Source organism: Streptomyces sedi, assembly GCF_006335015.1.
Classification (GTDB): domain Bacteria; phylum Actinomycetota; class Actinomycetes; order Streptomycetales; family Streptomycetaceae; genus Streptomyces; species Streptomyces sedi.
Genome location: NZ_VDGT01000003.1, coordinates 246011 through 261270 on the forward strand (window position 1 = coordinate 246011; position 15260 = coordinate 261270).

The window sequence follows — 15260 nt, forward strand, 5'->3', positions numbered from 1 at the left end:
CTGTGGACAAGCGCGCTCAGCGGTACTCGTCGTCCCCGGGGTCCACCACGCGCGACTGTTCCGCGGCGTCGGCCGGGTCGGACTCGGCGTCGCGTTCGGTCAGCGGCGTGTCCCGCAGCCGCAGCAGATCGCGGTGCTGCTCGGCCGCGTCCTCGCGGGGCGTCTCCTCGGAGAGCTCCTCCGCGTACGGCTCCTCCTGGCTGCCCTGGAGCAGCTCGGACAGGGACTCGGGGTCGGTCGGCTCCTGCGCCATCGTGCGTCACCTCCGAGACGACGGACGGGTGAACGCCAGCCTAGGCGCGCCGGGCCGTGCGGGCGAACGGACGAGGGGCGCACGGAGAGAGGGCGAAGTGAGACAACGGGGGTACGGCGGCGTACGGAAACCGTCACGGGGCGGGGACGGAGGCGTGTCAGGGGGTGTGGGTGCTCGTACTATGGCGCGCATGCCATCCACCGAAGAGCGACGCGTGGAGGCCGCCCTCGCCGCGGCCGAGGGCTGGCCGGGGGTCCGCGAGGGGGAGACCATCAGAACGGTGGAGCGCCCCGGGATGACGCTGGCCGTCCGCCGCCGCGCCTCCACCGCGGACGGCCTGGAGCCGGCGCTCCTCGTGCACGGCCTGGGCGGCTCCTCGCGCAACTGGTCGTCCCTGATGGAGCTGTTGGCCGGCGACGTCGAGTGTGAGGCGCTCGACCTGCCGGGGTTCGGCGCCTCCCCGCCGCCCGTCGGCGGCGACTACTCGATCCCGGGTCACGCACGTGCCGTGCTCCGGGAGTTGGAGGCTGCGGGGCGCGGCCCGGTCCATCTCTTCGGCAACTCGATGGGCGGCGCCGTGGCCACCAGGGTCGCCGCGCTCCGGCCGGACCTGGTGCGTTCCCTGACCCTGGTCTCGCCCGCGCTGCCGGAGGTGCCGCCGCAGTGGTCGGCGCTGCCTACCGCGCTGTTGGGCGGTCCCGGGATGAGTCGACTCCTGCGACGCGTGACGCGCGCCTCGTCGCCGGAGCAGCGCGCGCGTGATGTGCTGTCGCTGTGCTACGGAGACCCTTCGCGGATCACCCCAGAGGAGTTCTCGGCCGCGAAGGCCGAGCTGGAACGCCGTCAGTCGCTGCCCTACTTCTGGGAGTCGCTGACCCGCTCCACCCGGGGTCTGGTCAACGCCTACACACTCGGTGGCCAGCACTCCCTGTGGCGCCAGGCCGAACGCGTCATGGCGCCCACCCTGTTGATCTACGGGGTGCGGGACCGGCTGGTCTCGTACCGGATGGCCAGGCGCGCCTGCCGGGCGTTCGGCACCTCGCGGCTGGTGGTGCTGCCCGAGGCGGGGCACGTGGCGATGATGGAGTACCCCGACCTGGTGGCCGACTCGTTCCGCGAGTTCCGAGCCGGGATCGAACGGGAGGGCTGAGGGCACCGGATGGAACGCCGTGACGCCCCCGCGCCCGTGCCCGACGGTTCGCGCGGCTGGCCGGGGCAGGTCGGCGGGGCCCGCCGCGACGGGCCGCGCCAGGAGTATCTGGACGCCTTCGACCGCGTCGAGCCGCTGCCCGTGCCCACCGCCCCCGAGCCCGAAGGCCCCGAGCCCGGGGTGCCCGGGCAGCCCGCGCGTGCCGGACACCGCAGGGCGGCCCAGGTGAACGCGCCGGAGCCCGGCGAGGGCGGAGGCCGGGCGGCGCGGCGACGCAAGGCCGGCCGTGAGAGCCGGGGACGTTCACTCGTGGGGGTGACGGCGCTGGCGCTGGTCACGGTCCTGGTGGTGCTGGTCGCCGGGCAGCTGGCCAGGCCGGGCGACGAGGCCGCGCCCTCGGTGCTCGCGGAGGACGCGGACGGCCGGTCGGTGCTCGACCCGGACCAGGAGGCGGACGGCAGGCCGGCGCCGCCGGAGGACATCGAGCCGTCGGAGCCGGAGGAGTCCACGCCGGAGCCGACCTACGACGAGTTGCTGGCCTCGACGTTCCCGCTCGACCCCGAGCTGACCGGCTCGGGCGAGCTGGTCCCGGTGCCGGGCAGCGAGCCGGCGGTCGACCAGGAGGCGGACCGGGTGCTGCGGTACCGGGTGGACGTGGAGGAGGACCTCGGTATCGACGCCGCGTTCTTCGCCGAGGTGGTGCACCGCACGCTCAGCGACGGGCGCAGCTGGGGCAACCAGGGGGAGCGCGGCTTCGCGCGGGTCTCCGAGGGCGACTACGACTTCGTGGTGACGCTGGCGAGCCCGGGCACCACCGCCGAATGGTGCGCGCGTTCCGGCCTTGACACCACGGAGGACAACGTCTCCTGCAACTCCTCCAGCACGGAGCGGGTGATGATCAACGCCTGGCGTTTCGCGCAGGGTTCGGAGACCTACGGGGACGACATCGCCAACTACCGCCGGATGCTGGTCAACCACGAGGTCGGCCACCGGCTGGGCTACGGCCACGCGCTCTGCCCGAGCGAGGGCGCGATCGCGCCGGTGATGATGCAGCAGACCAAGTTCCTCACGATCGAGGGCGTCACCTGCGAGCCCAACGCCTGGCCGCACCCGGGGAACTGAGCCGCTCACCGGCCCCGTTGCCACTGACACCGCCAAACGACTGAGTGGTGGCGAAGTCACGAATATTCACCCCTTCAGGTGGCGTGGCGGACAACCGTCCGGCGTGCCTCGCCCTCGCGGACATAGCGTCTCCTCGCTGAGTCCCGACGGCCCGTCCCGAAGACGGAGTGAGGGGGTGCACCGGTGCGCGTCGCACTGCTCACCGAGGGTGGTTACCCGTATGCCCAGGGCGAGTTGGTCGCCTGGTGCGAGCGGCTGGTGCGCGCGCTGCCCGGGCACGACTTCGAGGTGCGGGCGCTCAGCAGAGGCCGGCGGCAGGCCAGAGGGCCGCGCCGTCCGTTGCCCCCGCACGTGCGGCTGGTGCGGACCGGGAGGCTCTGGGGCCCGCCCCCCGGGCGCCGGCCCTCCCGCCGGGCGGCGCGGGACTTCGGCGAGGCGTTCGAGGAGCTGACGGCCGGGCTCACCGGCGACACGGGGGCCGGCGGCGGGGTGGCGGACCGTTTCGCCATGGGGCTCTACGCGCTCGCCGATCAGGCGGCGGCGCACGGCGGGTTGGCCCGCTGGCTCGCCTCCGACCAGGCGCTCGCCGTGCTGGAGGCGGCCTGCCGCCGCCCCGGGGCGCCGCGCGCCGCGGTGGGCGCCGGCGTCGGGGACCTGCTCGCCGTCGCCGAACGGCTGGAGCGCGCGCTGCGCCCGCTCTCGCTCGACTGGTACGCGGGCGACCCGTTCGACCCCGGGCTCGGGAAGGCCGACGTCTGCCACGCGGTCGGCGGCGGACCCGCCGCGCTGCCCGGACTGCTCGCCCGTCACTTCCACGGGACGCCGCTGCTGGTCACCGAGTTCAGGGTGCGGCTGCGCGAGCACCACCTGTCGGCGCTGGCCGGCACGGCGGGCCACGCGGTGCCGCCCTCGGCGGCCAGGGCGCCGGTGCGGGCGCTGCTCGCCGGCTTCCAACTCGGCCTGGCCCGCGCGGTGTACCACGGCGCCCAGCTGATCACCCCGGGCGACGCCCGCGCCGGCCGCTGGCAGCGGCGGTGCGGGGCCGACCCGGCGCGGCAGCGGCCGGTCTGGCCGGGAGTGGCGGTGGGCGAGCTGGCGGCGCTCGCCGACGAGCTGCCGGCCCCGCCCGTTCCGACGCTGGTCACGGCGGGGCCGCTGGACGAGGAAGCCGACGCCGGCGGGCTGCTGCGCGCCCTGGCGCGGGTCCGGGCGGCCGAGCCGGCTGCGCGGCTGCTGGCGCTCGGCGGGCCGGCCCCCGAGCCCGGCGCGGTGCCGGGCGTGCGCTGGTGCCCGCCGGGGTCGGTGGAGCACCGGCCGGCCGCAGGCGCGGCGGCGCGGGCCGCCGGCTGGGCGGCGGGCACGGTGGCCGTGCTGGTCGACGCGCGCGGCGGCTTCCCCGCGGCGCTGGTCGAGGCCATGAGCTGCGGCCGGGCCGTGGTGGCGGTGGACGCCGGGGCGGCGGCCGAGGCGCTGGGCGACGCCGGCGTCCTGGTGCCGCCAGGCGACCCGGCCGCGCTGGCCGACGCCTGCCTCGCGCTGCTGCGCGACCCGGCCCGCCGGGCGCGGCTGGGCGCGGCGGCCAGGGCCAGGGCCCTGGACCGCTTCAGCCACGAGCGCGGGATCGCCACCCTGGACGCCGGCTACGCCGAGCTCGCCGCCGGCCGGGCGGCGGCCCGCCCGCGCCCGCGCTGGGCGCGCGCGGCCCCCGGCCGGCGGCCGGCGCCCGGCGTGCTGGCCGGGGCGGAGGAGCTGTCGTGAGCGCCTCGGCCGACCCGGTGCGGGCGCTGCTGACCGAGCACCGGGAGCTGTGCGCGGCGGCCGTCGACCCGTTGGAGATCGCGGCGGGCCTGGAGGCGCGCGGGGTCGACGAGGCGACGGCGGCGCGCTGCCGGCACCGGGACGTCTTCGCGCTCGCCGAGGAGCTGCACGCCAGGGCCGGGCGCCCGGCGCCGCCGCCCGCCCCCCGCCCCGCCCGGCGCGCCGGCGTGCGCCTCGCGCTGCCGCTGCTGCCGGGCGCGCTGTGCGCGGCGGGGCTGTGGCTGGTCGACCGGCTGCCGCCGGAGGCGGCGCCGGGCCGGGCCGCGCTCACCGTGGCCTGCGGGGTGCTGACCCTGCTCGCCGTGCTGCTGGTGCTGGCCAGGCACGCGCCGCCCGGCGTCGCCGGGCTGCTGGCGCTGCCGCCGGTCGGGTACGCGCTGGTCGGCGACGCGATGCTCGGCGAGCTGCTGGTCGGCCGGCACCACGAGACGGGCTCGGCCGCGGGGGCCGCGCTTCTGCTGGCTTTCTCGGTGGCGCCCATCGCCTGGTGCCGGGACGCGTTCACCGACCGCTGCGCGGCGCTGCTCGCGGCGCCCAGGCTGCGGGAGTTCGCCGCCGGGGCGCGCGCCTCGCTGCTGCGCGGCTGCCTGCTGCTGGCGGCGGCGCTCGCCGTGCCGCCGGCCGCGCTGTGGCTGCTGTCGCCGCCGTGGGCACCGTGGGCCGGCGGCGGCACGCTGGCGGCGGCGGCGCTCGGCTGGCCGCTCGGGCTCGCCGCGCTGCTGGTGCGGCACGGCCTGCGAGCGCTGGCGGCGGCCGGCCTCGCGCTGGTCGGGGCCGTCGAGCTGCTGGCGTTGGCGCTGGCCGGCGCCGGTTGGCTGCCGGGCTGTTCGGCGCTGGCCGAGCCCGTCGCCGCGCCGGTCGCGGCGCACGGCACGGCCGTCGTGCCGCTGGCGGCCTGCGCCGTCGGCGGCTGCCTGCTGCTGGTGGGCGCGGTCGTGGCGCTGCCCCGGCCGAGCGCGCACCGCGCCCTTCCCCTCCGCCCGGTCGACGGCCGGGCGGGGCGGGTCCCCGGGACCGGGCCGCGGGACGCCCCGCGTGCCCCGTCACCGGCTGCCCCGCCGGACCTGTCACCCGACCCGTCACCGGACGCTCCGCCTGACCCGTCACCCGGAGTTTCCCAGCGTCGGCCACCGCCTCGGCCGTGGCCGCACCGTTCACACGCGAGGAGCACGACTAGCGATGACCGCACCACCCGTCACGCAGGCCACGACCGGAACCGGTCACCGGGAAGGCCGGAGGTCTGACCGATGAGAGTGCTGTTGCTGGGAGCCAACGGCTACCTGGGCCGCTTCGTGGCCGACCGGCTGTTGGCCGATCCGGCGGTCCAGCTGACCGCGCTGGGGCGCGGTGACGACGCCGACGTCCGTTTCGACCTGTCCACCGGCAGCCCGGGGGCGTTGACCCGCTTCCTGGACGCGGTGCACCCCGGGGTGGTGATCAACTGCGCGGGCGCCATCCGGGGCACCGCCAGCGAGTTGACCCGGCACAACACGGTCGCCACCGCCACCCTCTGCGAGTCGCTGCGCCGCAGCGGCTGCCGTTCCCGGCTGGTGCAGGTCGGCTGCGCCGCCGAGTACGGCCCCTCGCAGCACGGCTCCTCCATCGCGGAGGACGCGGTGGCCAGGCCAGGCGGGCCGTACGGCGTCAGCAAGCTGGCGGCGACGGAGCTGGTGCTGGGCTCCGGGCTGGACGCGATCGTGCTGCGGGTCTTCTCGCCGACCGGGCCCGGTACCCCCGCCGGCTCCCCGCTGGGGCGGCTGGCGGACTCGCTGCGCCGCGCGATGCAGCACGGGGACAGCGAGCTGAAGCTCGGCGGGCTCGGCGTGCAGCGCGACTTCGTCGACGTCAGGGACGTGGCGCGGGCGGTGCACGCGGCGACCCTCTCGGCCGCCCAGGGGGTGGTCAACATCGGCACCGGCCACGCGGTCCGGCTGCGCGAGGCCGCCACCGCGTTGGCCAGGATCTCCGGCTTCGGCGGCACGCTGCTGGAGTTGGACGGCCCCTCGCTGCCCCGGCAGGCGACGGGTGAGGGCACGCCGCAGGCGGCGCCCTACCCGGACGGGTGCGGCGCCTGGCAGCAGGCCGACGTGCGCACCGCGCGGGACCGGCTCGGCTGGCGGGCCAGGATCGGCTTCGAGGAGTCGCTGGCCGACATCTGGATGGAGGCCGCCTGCCGGATGTGAACCCCGGCGGCCCGGCCGGTGCCTCCCCGACCGGCCGGGCCGCCGCGGTGGCGACGCCGGACGGGCCCGTCTCGCGTGCTGGGACCGGGGTCTTGGAATGAGACCGTCCGTGGCAGTGTTGAACGACAGAACGCGTGTCCCTATGACCCTACGGAGTCCCCGTGTCGCTGCCCCCGCTGGTAGAGCCGGCCGCCGAACTAACCGTCGATGAGGTCCGCAGGTACTCCCGCCACCTGATCATCCCCGACGTGGGGATGGCGGGTCAGAAGCGGTTGAAGAACGCCAGGGTGCTCTGCGTGGGCGCCGGCGGCCTCGGTTCCCCCGCGTTGATGTACCTGGCGGCTGCGGGCGTCGGGACGCTGGGGATCGTCGAGTTCGACGAGGTCGACGAGTCGAACCTGCAACGGCAGGTCATCCACAGCCAGGCCGACATCGGCCGCCCCAAGGCGGAGTCGGCGCGGGACACCGTGCTGGGGATCAACCCGAACGTCCAGGTCAACCTGCACCAGGAGCGGCTGGACTCCTCCAACGTGATGGAGATCTTCGCCGACTACGACCTGATCGTCGACGGCACGGACAACTTCGCGACCCGCTACCTGGTCAACGACGCCTGCGTGCTGCTCGGCAAGCCGTATGTCTGGGGCTCGATCTACCGCTTCGACGGCCAGGCCTCGGTCTTCTGGGCCGAGCACGGCCCCTGCTACCGCTGCCTCTACCCGGAGCCCCCGCCCCCCGGCATGGTCCCCTCCTGCGCCGAGGGCGGCGTGCTCGGCGTGCTCTGCGCCTCGATCGGTTCGATCCAGGTCAACGAGGCGATCAAGCTGCTGGCCGGCGTGGGCGACCCGCTGGTGGGGCGGCTGATGGTCTACGACGCCCTGGAGATGAACTACCGCCAGGTCAAGATCCGCAAGGACCCCGACTGCGCGGTCTGCGGCGAGAACCCGACGGTCACCGAGCTGATCGACTACGAGGCGTTCTGCGGCGTGGTCTCCGACGAGGCGCAGGCCGCCGCGCGGGAGTCCACGATCACGCCGGGGCAGCTCAAGGAGTGGATCGACGCCGACGAGAAGATCGACATCATCGACGTCCGGGAGCCCAACGAGTACGAGATCGTCTCGATCCCCGGCGCCCGACTGGTCCCGAAGAACGACTTCCTGATGGGCGACGCCCTGGGCGACCTGCCGCAGGACCGCCGGATCGTCCTGCACTGCAAGACGGGCGTCCGCTCCGCCGAGGTGCTGGCCGTCCTGAAGGACGCCGGCTTCGCCGACGCGGTCCACGTGGGCGGCGGCGTCATCGGCTGGGTCAACCAGATCGAGCCGGAGAAGCCGGTCTACTGAGCGGAGCCTTTCCCCACCGGGGAGCCCACGCGTCTCGCGAGCCGGGACCCGTGGGCTCCGCTCGTCTCAGCGGGGTCGGGGGAGAGGGGGCTCCCCGCCGGGAGAGTTCGTGTCCGCCGGACGGTCAGGCCGGGCAGGTGGTGTCGTCGGGTGGGATCTCGCCGTTCAAGAGCCAGGCGTCGACGGCTTCGACGACGCAGGGGGACTCGCTGAGGTAGGCGCCGTGGCCCTCGCCTTCCCAGCGGAGGAGGGGGGCGGTCTCGGGGCCGCCCATGGCCTCGCGCATCCGTTCGGCGCCCTCGATGGGGGTGGCCGGGTCGCCGGCGGTGCCGAGGAGGAGCAGGGGCTCGGCGGAGTCGGTGGCGTCGTAGTTCGGCGGGTCGGCCGCCTCGGTCACCGGCCAGTGGTCGCCGCAGCCGCCGAGCGACCAGACCATGTAGGGGCCGAAGACCTGGGACGCCTCGACGAACTCGTCCTGGTGGGACAGGGCCTCCTCCTCGCTCAACCCGCCGGGCTGGTCGGCGCAGCGGATGGCGGTGAACGCGGGCTCCTGGGTGGAGTACTCGCCGGTGGCCGGGTTGCGTTCGTTGTAGAGGTCGCTGAGGAGCAGCAGCAGGTCGCCGGTGCTCTGGTCGCGCACCTCTTCCAGGGCCAGGGTCAGGTACTCCCAGGAGTCCTCGGAGTAGAGGGTGGAGATGATGCCCGCGAACGCGAGGGTGACCGTCAGGTCGCGGCCCGAGGCGTCCGTGGTGGGGAGCGGGGCGTCCTCCAGGTCGGTGAGGAGGTCGCTGATCCAGAGGTTGCCGTCGGCCGGGTTCTCGCCGGCCGGGCAGTCCGACTGCTGGACGCAGTCTTCCAGATAGTGGTCGAGGGCGCGCTGGAAGCCCATCGCGTTCAGCAGACCCTGGTGGACCGGGTCGTCGTCCGGGTCGACGACCGCGTCCAGGACGGTGCGGCCGACCTTGTCGGGGAAGAGGTTGGCGTAGGTGGCGCCCAGCTGGGTGCCGTAGGAGACGCCGAAGTAGTACAGCGCGTCGTCGCCGAGCACATGGCGCATCAGGTCGAGGTCGCGGGCGGCGTTGGCGGTGGAGACATGGCGCAGCATGTGGCCCGAGTTCTCCTCGCAGGCGGCGATGAACTCGCGCTCCTGCCGCTCGGCGATCTCCCGCTCCTCGTCGGTTTCGGGCAGCGAGCCCAACTCCTGGACCGCCGCGTCCCGTTCGGCGTCGCTCAGGCAGACGATGCCCTCGCTCTCGCCGACCCCGCGCGGGTCGAAGCTGACCAGGTCGTAGCCGCCCTCGCGCAGGGAGTCGAAGCTCTCGCCGGCGGCCGGCAGGGTCGCGACACCCGAGCCGCCGGGGCCGCCGAAGTTGAAGACCAGGGAGCCGATCCGCTCCGCTCCGTCCCCGGCCCGCGCCCTGATCAGCGCCAACTCGATGGTGTCCCCCTCGGGCTGCCCGTAGTCCAGCGGGACCTCCAGGTCCGCGCACTCCCACCCCGCGCCCTCGGCCAGCTCGTCGGGGGGCGCGGTGGCCATCGGGTCCTGGCTGGGCGAGGCCGCGGGGCAGCTCGTCCAGTCGAGGCTCTGGCGGCCCAGCTCGTCCGGCAGCCCCTCGTAGGGCGCGCCGCCGGACTCAGGCGCGCGTTCCTCGGGGCGGTCCGAGGAGCCCGAGGTGCAGGCGGCGGTGAGCGCGAGCAGGGTCGCCGCGGTCACCGCCCGGGATATGTGTGTCCGCCTGTGCGTCGGCATAGGTCTCATCAGGAGCACACGGTACCGTCGCCCGGCGGATCGCCGTCCAGGAGTTGGGAGAGCACGGCGTCCCTGACGCAGGGGTCGCCGCTGTTGAACGCGCCGTGCCCCTCGCCCTCGTAGGTCAGCAGCACCCCGACGCCCGGGCCCAGTTCCTCGCGCATCCGCTCTGCGCCGACCCGGGGCGTCGCCGGGTCGCCGGTGGTGGCCAGCAGCAGGATGGGCGCGGCGCCGTCGGCGGCGACCCGGGGCTGGTCGCGTTCCCCGTTGACCGGCCAGTTGGCGCAGGAGAGCAGCCCCCACACCAGGTGCTCGCCGAACACGGGGGAGGCCTCGACGAACGCGTCGCGCTGCTCACGCACCGTCTCCAACGTGGGGCGGGAGGCGAAGTCGGCGCAGTTCACGGCCGTGTTGGCGGAGCCCAGATTGCGGTAACGGCCCTCCGCGTCACGCCCGTTGTACTGCTCGGCGGCGCGCAGCAGCAGCTCGCCCCTGCCGTCCTCGCGCGCCTCGCGGACGGCCTCGCCGAGGAAGTCCCAGGAGCCGCGGGAGTAGAGGCTGGCCAACACGCCGGTGACGGCGAGGTCGTGGGTCAGCAGCCGGCCGGAGCCGGTGGGCAGCGGGTCCTCGCGCAGCGCCTCGAAGAGGTCGGTCAGCGCCGTGTGGCCCTCCTCGCCGGGCCCGCCGACGGGGCAGTCGGGGGAACGGCCGCACTCCTGGAGGTAGTTGTCCAGGGCGAGTTGGAACCCCTCGGTCTGCAACAGCAGCCGTTCCACCTGGTCCCTGGTCGGGTCGACCACGGCGTCCAGCACGGTGCGGCCGACGCGGTCGGGGAAGAGATGGGCGTGGACGGCGCCCAGCTTGGTGCCGTAGGAGACGCCGAAGTAGTGCAGCTTGTCGTCGCCGAGCACCCGCCGCATCAGGTCCAGGTCGCGGGCCGCGTTGACCGTGCCGACCTGCGCCAGCACGTCGCCGTTCCGCTCGGTGCAGTCGATGGCGTACTCGCGGTTGGCGGTGAGGAACGCGCGTTCCTCCTCCGGGGTGCGCGGCGGGCCGAGGGTGTCCTGGGCGGCGGCGTCGATCGCCTCGTCGTCGCGGCAGACCACGCCCGCGGACTCGCCGACGCCGCGCGGGTCGAAGCTGACCAGGTCGTAGCGTTCCGCCAGCGCCTCGTAACGGTCGCCGGAGCGCGGCAGGCTGGCGACGCCTGAGCCGCCGGGGCCGCCGAAGTTGAAGACCAGCGAGCCGATCCGGTCCTCACGGTCCTGGGCCTCGGCCCGGATCATCGCCAACTCGATGGTGTCGCCGTCCGGTTGGGCGTAGTCCAACGGAACGGTCAACGTGGCGCACCGCCACGGCTCGCCCGGCGGTCCGCCCGCGCCCTGGAGCGGGGACGGCGCGGGGCAGCTCTCCCACTCCGGGCGCTGCTCGGTGAACCGCTCGGGCAGCGGCGGGAGTTCGACGTCGGCCGGGTCGGTGCCGGTGTCCGACGGGGTGTTCCGGCCGCCGGGGTCCTCCGGCTCGGCCGGTCCGGAGGAGGAGCCGGAGCAACCGGCGAGCAGCACCCCGACCAGCGCCAGCGGAACGACGGCGCGTATGCCGCCCCGCGTGCCTCCCCGACTGCCACCCCGACCCATGCGCGGCCCCCTCGCGATCTCGACGGGCCGCGTGGCGCCGGCCCCCTCAACGGAGGCTACCCGCTGCGCGGGCCCCGCTCAGTCGCAGGTGGTGCCGTCGTCGGGAATCTCACCGTCCACCAGATAGGCGTGGGTGGCGTCCCTGACACAGGAGTTGCCGCTGTTGTACGCGCCGTGCCCCTCGCCCTCGTAGGTCAGCTCGACCGCCACGTCCCCGCCGAGCGCGTCGGCCATCCGGGAGGTGCCCTCGTAGGGGGTCGCCGGGTCGCCCGTGGTGCCGATCAGCAGGATCGGCTCGGAGCCTTCCGCCGACACGTCCGGATGCGCGGCGGCGCCGTCCACCGGCCAGTCGGTGCAGGTCAGCAGCGACCACGCCATCGGCGGGCCGAAGATCGCCGAGGTGTCCTCGAACTCGCCCAGCACGTCGCGCACGTCCTTCTCGTCGTAACGCCGGTCGGAGTCGGCGCAGTTGATCGCCGTGAGGGAGGACTGGAGGGTGGTGTAGGTGCCGTCCGGGTTGCGGCCGTTCATCGCGTCGCCGAGCGCCAGCAGCACCGAGCCGTCAGGGTCCTCCTCGTCGGTCGCGTCGGCGAGACCCTGGGTGAGATAGGGCCAGAAGTCCTCCGAGTACAGGGACTGGGCGATGCCGCCGTACGCCAACGCCTCGGTCAGCCGACGGTCGTCGGGGTCCTGGGTCGGCAACGGCTGCTCGCGCAGCCGCTCCAGCAGCGCCGACAGCCGTTCCTCCGCCTCGTCCCGGTCGCCGCCGAGGGGGCAGTCGTCCTGGTCGACGCAGTGGTCCAGATAGTTCTCCAGGGCGCGCTGGAACCCCTCGGCCTGCCCCTTCGCGCCCTCCTCCGAGGTGCCGGAGGGGTCGACCACGGCGTCGAAGACGGCGCGGCCGACGCGGCGCGGGAAGAGGTGCGCGTAGACGCCGCCCAGCTCGGTCCCGTAGGAGATGCCGAAGTAGTGCAGCTTGTCGTCGCCGAGCACCCGCCGCATCAGGTCCAGGTCGCGGGCCGTCGCGGTGGTCGTCAGGTGCGGCAGCAGATCGCCCGAGCGCTCCTCGCAGCCCTCGGTGAACTGCCGCAGCCGGCCGGTGTAGGCACGTTCCTGCTCGCGGGTCTCCGGGAACAGGTCGGAGGCGAAGTACTCGTCCAGCTCGGCGTCGTCGAGACAGCGCACGCCCTCGCTGTCGCCGACGCCGCGCGGGTCGAAGCTCACCAGGTCGAAGGAGCGACGCAGCTCGTCGTAGTCCTCGCCGAAGGCGGGCAGCGTCACCACGCCCGAGCCGCCGGGGCCGCCGAAGTTGAAGAGGAGCGAGCCGATCCGGTCGTCGCCCTCGGCCTCGCTCCGCGCCCTGACCATCGCCAGGTCGATGGTGTCGCCCTCGGGGTCGGTGTAGTCCAGCGGCGCGGTCAACGTGGCGCACTCCCACTCGCCGCCGTCGGGCAGCGGGGCGGTCGTCGCCGTGTCGTCGCCCTGCGAGCTGTCGGGCGGCGGGCAGGGGCTCCACTCCAGCCGTTGCTCGGTGAACGACTTCGGCAGGTCGTCGGTGTCCCGGGCGCCCTCGACGGCGGATGCGGGACGTTCGGCGTCGGCGCTGGCGCCGGCGCAGCCGCCCACCAGGGCGCCCGTGGTCAGCAGCGCGGGGACGAGCAGGCGGGCTCGGTGCATCAGACGGCTCCCAACGGTCGGCTCCGACCGCTCCATGGTCGACACCGCCGCGCCAGCGCCGCGACCCGGCGCGGGTCAACCGGGTGAGGAGCGGCGCCGCCTCCGACACCGGCGCGTCCCGCCCGCGCGCCGCCCGCGCCTCGTCTGAATGTCGCCCGTCAACGGCCCGGCTGGAGCACCCCGACCCACCGGCCGCGCAGCGTGATCAGCACCCCGGCCGCCACCACCAGCAGCAGCAGCGACACGGCGGTCGCGCCCGCCGGATCGTCCTGGAGCAGCAGATAGACCTTCAGCGGCAGGGTCTGCGTGGTGCCCGGCAGATTGCCGGCGAACGTGATCGTCGCCCCGAACTCGCCCAGCGCCCGCGCCCAGCACAGCGCCGCGCCCGCGGCCAGCGCCGGGCGCAGCATCGGCAGCGTCACCAGCCACAGGGTGCGCAGCGGGCCGGCTCCCATGGTGGCCGCCGCCTCCTCGAAGTGCGGCTCGATCCCGCCGAGCGCGCCCTCCAGGCTGATCACCAGGAACGGCATCGCGACAAACGTCGCCGCCACCACGGCACCCGCGGTGCTGAACGACAGCGTCCAGCCGAACCGTTCGAGCTGCTCGCCCAGCAGCCCCCGCCGGCCGAATCCCTGCGCGAGCGCCACACCCGCCACGGTCGGCGGCAGCACCATCGGCAGGATCACCAGGCAGCGCACCAGCGTCCGGCCGGGGAAGTCGGTCCTGGCCAGCAGCCAGGCCAGCGGCACCCCGAGCAGCAGCGAGAGCAGCAGCGCCCAGCCCGAGACCAGCAGCGACAGCCGCAGCGCCTCGGTGACCGCCGGCTCCGTCAGCCGCGCGCCGAGGTCGCCCCAGGGCGCGTCGACCAGCACCCCGAGCAGCGGAACGGCGAGAAAGGCGACCGCGAGCAGCGCGGGCAGCGCCAGCGCCAGGGGCGGGCGCCGGCGGCGCGCGCCGGGGCTCACGCGCCGCTCACGGGGCGAGGAAGCCGGCGTCGGCGAGCAGGCCCCTGGCGGTCTCCCCGTTGAGCCAGCTGACGAAGTCGGCCGCCTCGTCCGGGTGTTCGGCCTCGTTCAGCGCGGCGGCCGGGTACGCGGCGAGCACGTTCCACTCCTCCGGGATCGGCACCGTGCGCACGTCGTCGCCGGCGACGGCGGCGTCCGTGGCGTAGACCAGGCCGGCGTCGGCCTCGCCCAGCCGCACCTTGCCGAGCACCGCGCGCACGCTGCTCTCCAGCGAGACCGGCTCGGCCTCGACGCCCCGCTCCCGGAGGACCTCCTGGCCGTAGCGGCCCGCCGGCACCTCGGGCGCGGCCAGCACCAGCCGCAGCCCCGGTTCTCCGAGGTCGGCCAACTCCTCGACACCCGCCGGGTTGTCCGGCGGGGTGACGATGGTCAGCTCGTTGCGGGCGATCGTCTCGGGCTCGCCGGTCAGCTCGGCGGCGGACGCCATGGTGTCGGTGTCGGCCGTCACCAGCACGTCGGCCGGCGCGCCCCCGTTCAGCTGGGCCACCAGCTCCTGCGAGCCGGCGAACGAGAACCGCACCGTGGTGCCCGGGCGTTCCTCCTCGTAGGCGGCGCCCGCCTCCTCGAAGACATCGGTCAGCGAGGCCGCGGCCAGCACGGTCAACGTCACCTCGGAGCCGCCGCCCCCGCCGTCGCTCCCCGACGCCCCGTCGTCCGCGCCGCAACCGGCCAGGACCAGCGCGGCCGGCACAAGCAGCGCGGGCAGAAGGCGCGCGCGGCGCGTAGGGGTGTGAGTGGGCACGGGGGTTCGGGTGCGGGGCATCGGGGGCTCACCTCCGGTCGACATGAACGCTGGTGGCCTTGACCCGCGCGACGGCCTCCTCGCCGACCGCCAGGCCCAGCTCCTCGACGGCCTCGCGGGTCACCAGCGACACCAGCCGGTGCGGCCCGGCCTGGATCTCCACCTGGGCGGCGACGTCGCCAAGGGTGACCTTGGTGATGATCCCGGGAAAGGCGTTGCGGGCGCTGGTGCGTGGCTCGCCCAGGTCACCGCCGGGCGCGCCCTCGGCGCCCCACGCCACGGCGAACGCGGCGAGATCCTCCCCGGCCACCTGCCGCTTGCCGGCCTCGTCCCGCCGCGTCGGCAGCCGCTCGCCGTCGGCCCACCGCCGCACGGTGTCCGCGCTCACGCCGAGCAGCCGCGCTGCCTGCCCCATGCCGTAGAACCGCATGTGCTGGACGGTACGGGGGTTTGGGTCGCATCCACAAGGTTTTCTTGCGGGATGGGGTCGCGGTTGCTGTGTGGCGGGTCGGGGGCGACTACTGACCTTGCCGGTCTGGGTGGGTTGTCGTCTGCGGCCCGGC

Annotated in this window: 12 protein-coding genes and 1 pseudogene; 6 read left to right on the top strand and 7 right to left on the bottom strand. The window is 75.0% G+C overall.

Annotated elements, in window-relative coordinates; all coding sequences use genetic code 11:
- Window positions 1-16: 16 nt before the first annotated feature.
- On the bottom strand, window positions 17-253 hold the full coding sequence (locus FH715_RS05835) for a hypothetical protein (RefSeq protein WP_139641397.1): 237 nt from the start codon (window positions 251-253) through the stop codon (window positions 17-19).
- A gap of 190 nt (window positions 254-443) precedes the next feature.
- Here FH715_RS05835 and FH715_RS05840 point away from each other — a divergent pair, with 190 nt between their 5' ends.
- From FH715_RS05840 to moeZ, 6 genes are all read left to right on the top strand, one after another.
- Window positions 444-1403, top strand: coding sequence for an alpha/beta fold hydrolase (locus FH715_RS05840; protein ID WP_139641409.1), 960 nt, complete (start codon window positions 444-446; stop codon window positions 1401-1403).
- A 9-nt stretch (window positions 1404-1412) separates the two neighbouring features.
- Complete coding sequence (locus FH715_RS05845; RefSeq protein ID WP_139641411.1) at window positions 1413-2525, top strand: DUF3152 domain-containing protein; 1113 nt, start codon at window positions 1413-1415, stop codon at window positions 2523-2525.
- 183 nt (window positions 2526-2708) lie between these two features.
- Window positions 2709-4283, top strand: coding sequence for a DUF3492 domain-containing protein (locus FH715_RS05850; RefSeq protein ID WP_139641413.1), 1575 nt, complete (start codon window positions 2709-2711; stop codon window positions 4281-4283).
- Window positions 4280-5587, top strand: a complete 1308-nt coding sequence (locus tag FH715_RS05855) for a hypothetical protein (protein WP_139641415.1) — start codon at window positions 4280-4282, stop codon at window positions 5585-5587. The genes FH715_RS05850 and FH715_RS05855 overlap by 4 nt, the downstream gene beginning before the upstream one ends.
- Window positions 5588-5590: 3 nt before the next feature.
- Complete coding sequence (locus FH715_RS05860; protein WP_139641417.1) at window positions 5591-6526, top strand: NAD-dependent epimerase/dehydratase family protein; 936 nt, start codon at window positions 5591-5593, stop codon at window positions 6524-6526.
- Between the two features lie 161 nt (window positions 6527-6687).
- Window positions 6688-7866: an adenylyltransferase/sulfurtransferase MoeZ gene (gene moeZ, locus FH715_RS05865; protein WP_139641419.1), complete on the top strand. Its 1179-nt coding sequence runs from the start codon at window positions 6688-6690 to the stop codon at window positions 7864-7866.
- Between the two features lie 124 nt (window positions 7867-7990).
- Here moeZ and FH715_RS05870 read toward each other — a convergent pair whose 3' ends face one another.
- The 6 genes and pseudogenes from FH715_RS05870 to FH715_RS05895 all read right to left on the bottom strand — a co-directional run bounded on the left by FH715_RS05870 (window position 7991) and on the right by FH715_RS05895 (window position 15127).
- Window positions 7991-9580, bottom strand: a complete 1590-nt coding sequence (locus FH715_RS05870) for an alpha/beta hydrolase (protein ID WP_246108583.1) — start codon at window positions 9578-9580, stop codon at window positions 7991-7993.
- Between the two features lie 44 nt (window positions 9581-9624).
- A complete protein-coding gene (locus FH715_RS05875; protein WP_139641422.1) occupies window positions 9625-11253 on the bottom strand; it encodes an alpha/beta hydrolase in 1629 nt (542 codons plus the stop codon).
- 78 nt (window positions 11254-11331) lie between these two features.
- A complete protein-coding gene (locus FH715_RS05880; RefSeq protein ID WP_139641424.1) occupies window positions 11332-12930 on the bottom strand; it encodes an alpha/beta hydrolase in 1599 nt (532 codons plus the stop codon).
- Between the two features lie 179 nt (window positions 12931-13109).
- A pseudogene (locus FH715_RS05885) lies at window positions 13110-13895 on the bottom strand (ABC transporter permease); the annotation flags it as partial.
- A gap of 7 nt (window positions 13896-13902) precedes the next feature.
- Window positions 13903-14718: a molybdate ABC transporter substrate-binding protein gene (gene modA / locus FH715_RS05890; protein ID WP_139641428.1), complete on the bottom strand. Its 816-nt coding sequence runs from the start codon at window positions 14716-14718 to the stop codon at window positions 13903-13905.
- 7 nt (window positions 14719-14725) lie between these two features.
- Complete coding sequence (locus FH715_RS05895; protein WP_139641430.1) at window positions 14726-15127, bottom strand: TOBE domain-containing protein; 402 nt, start codon at window positions 15125-15127, stop codon at window positions 14726-14728.
- Window positions 15128-15260: the final 133 nt, after the last annotated feature.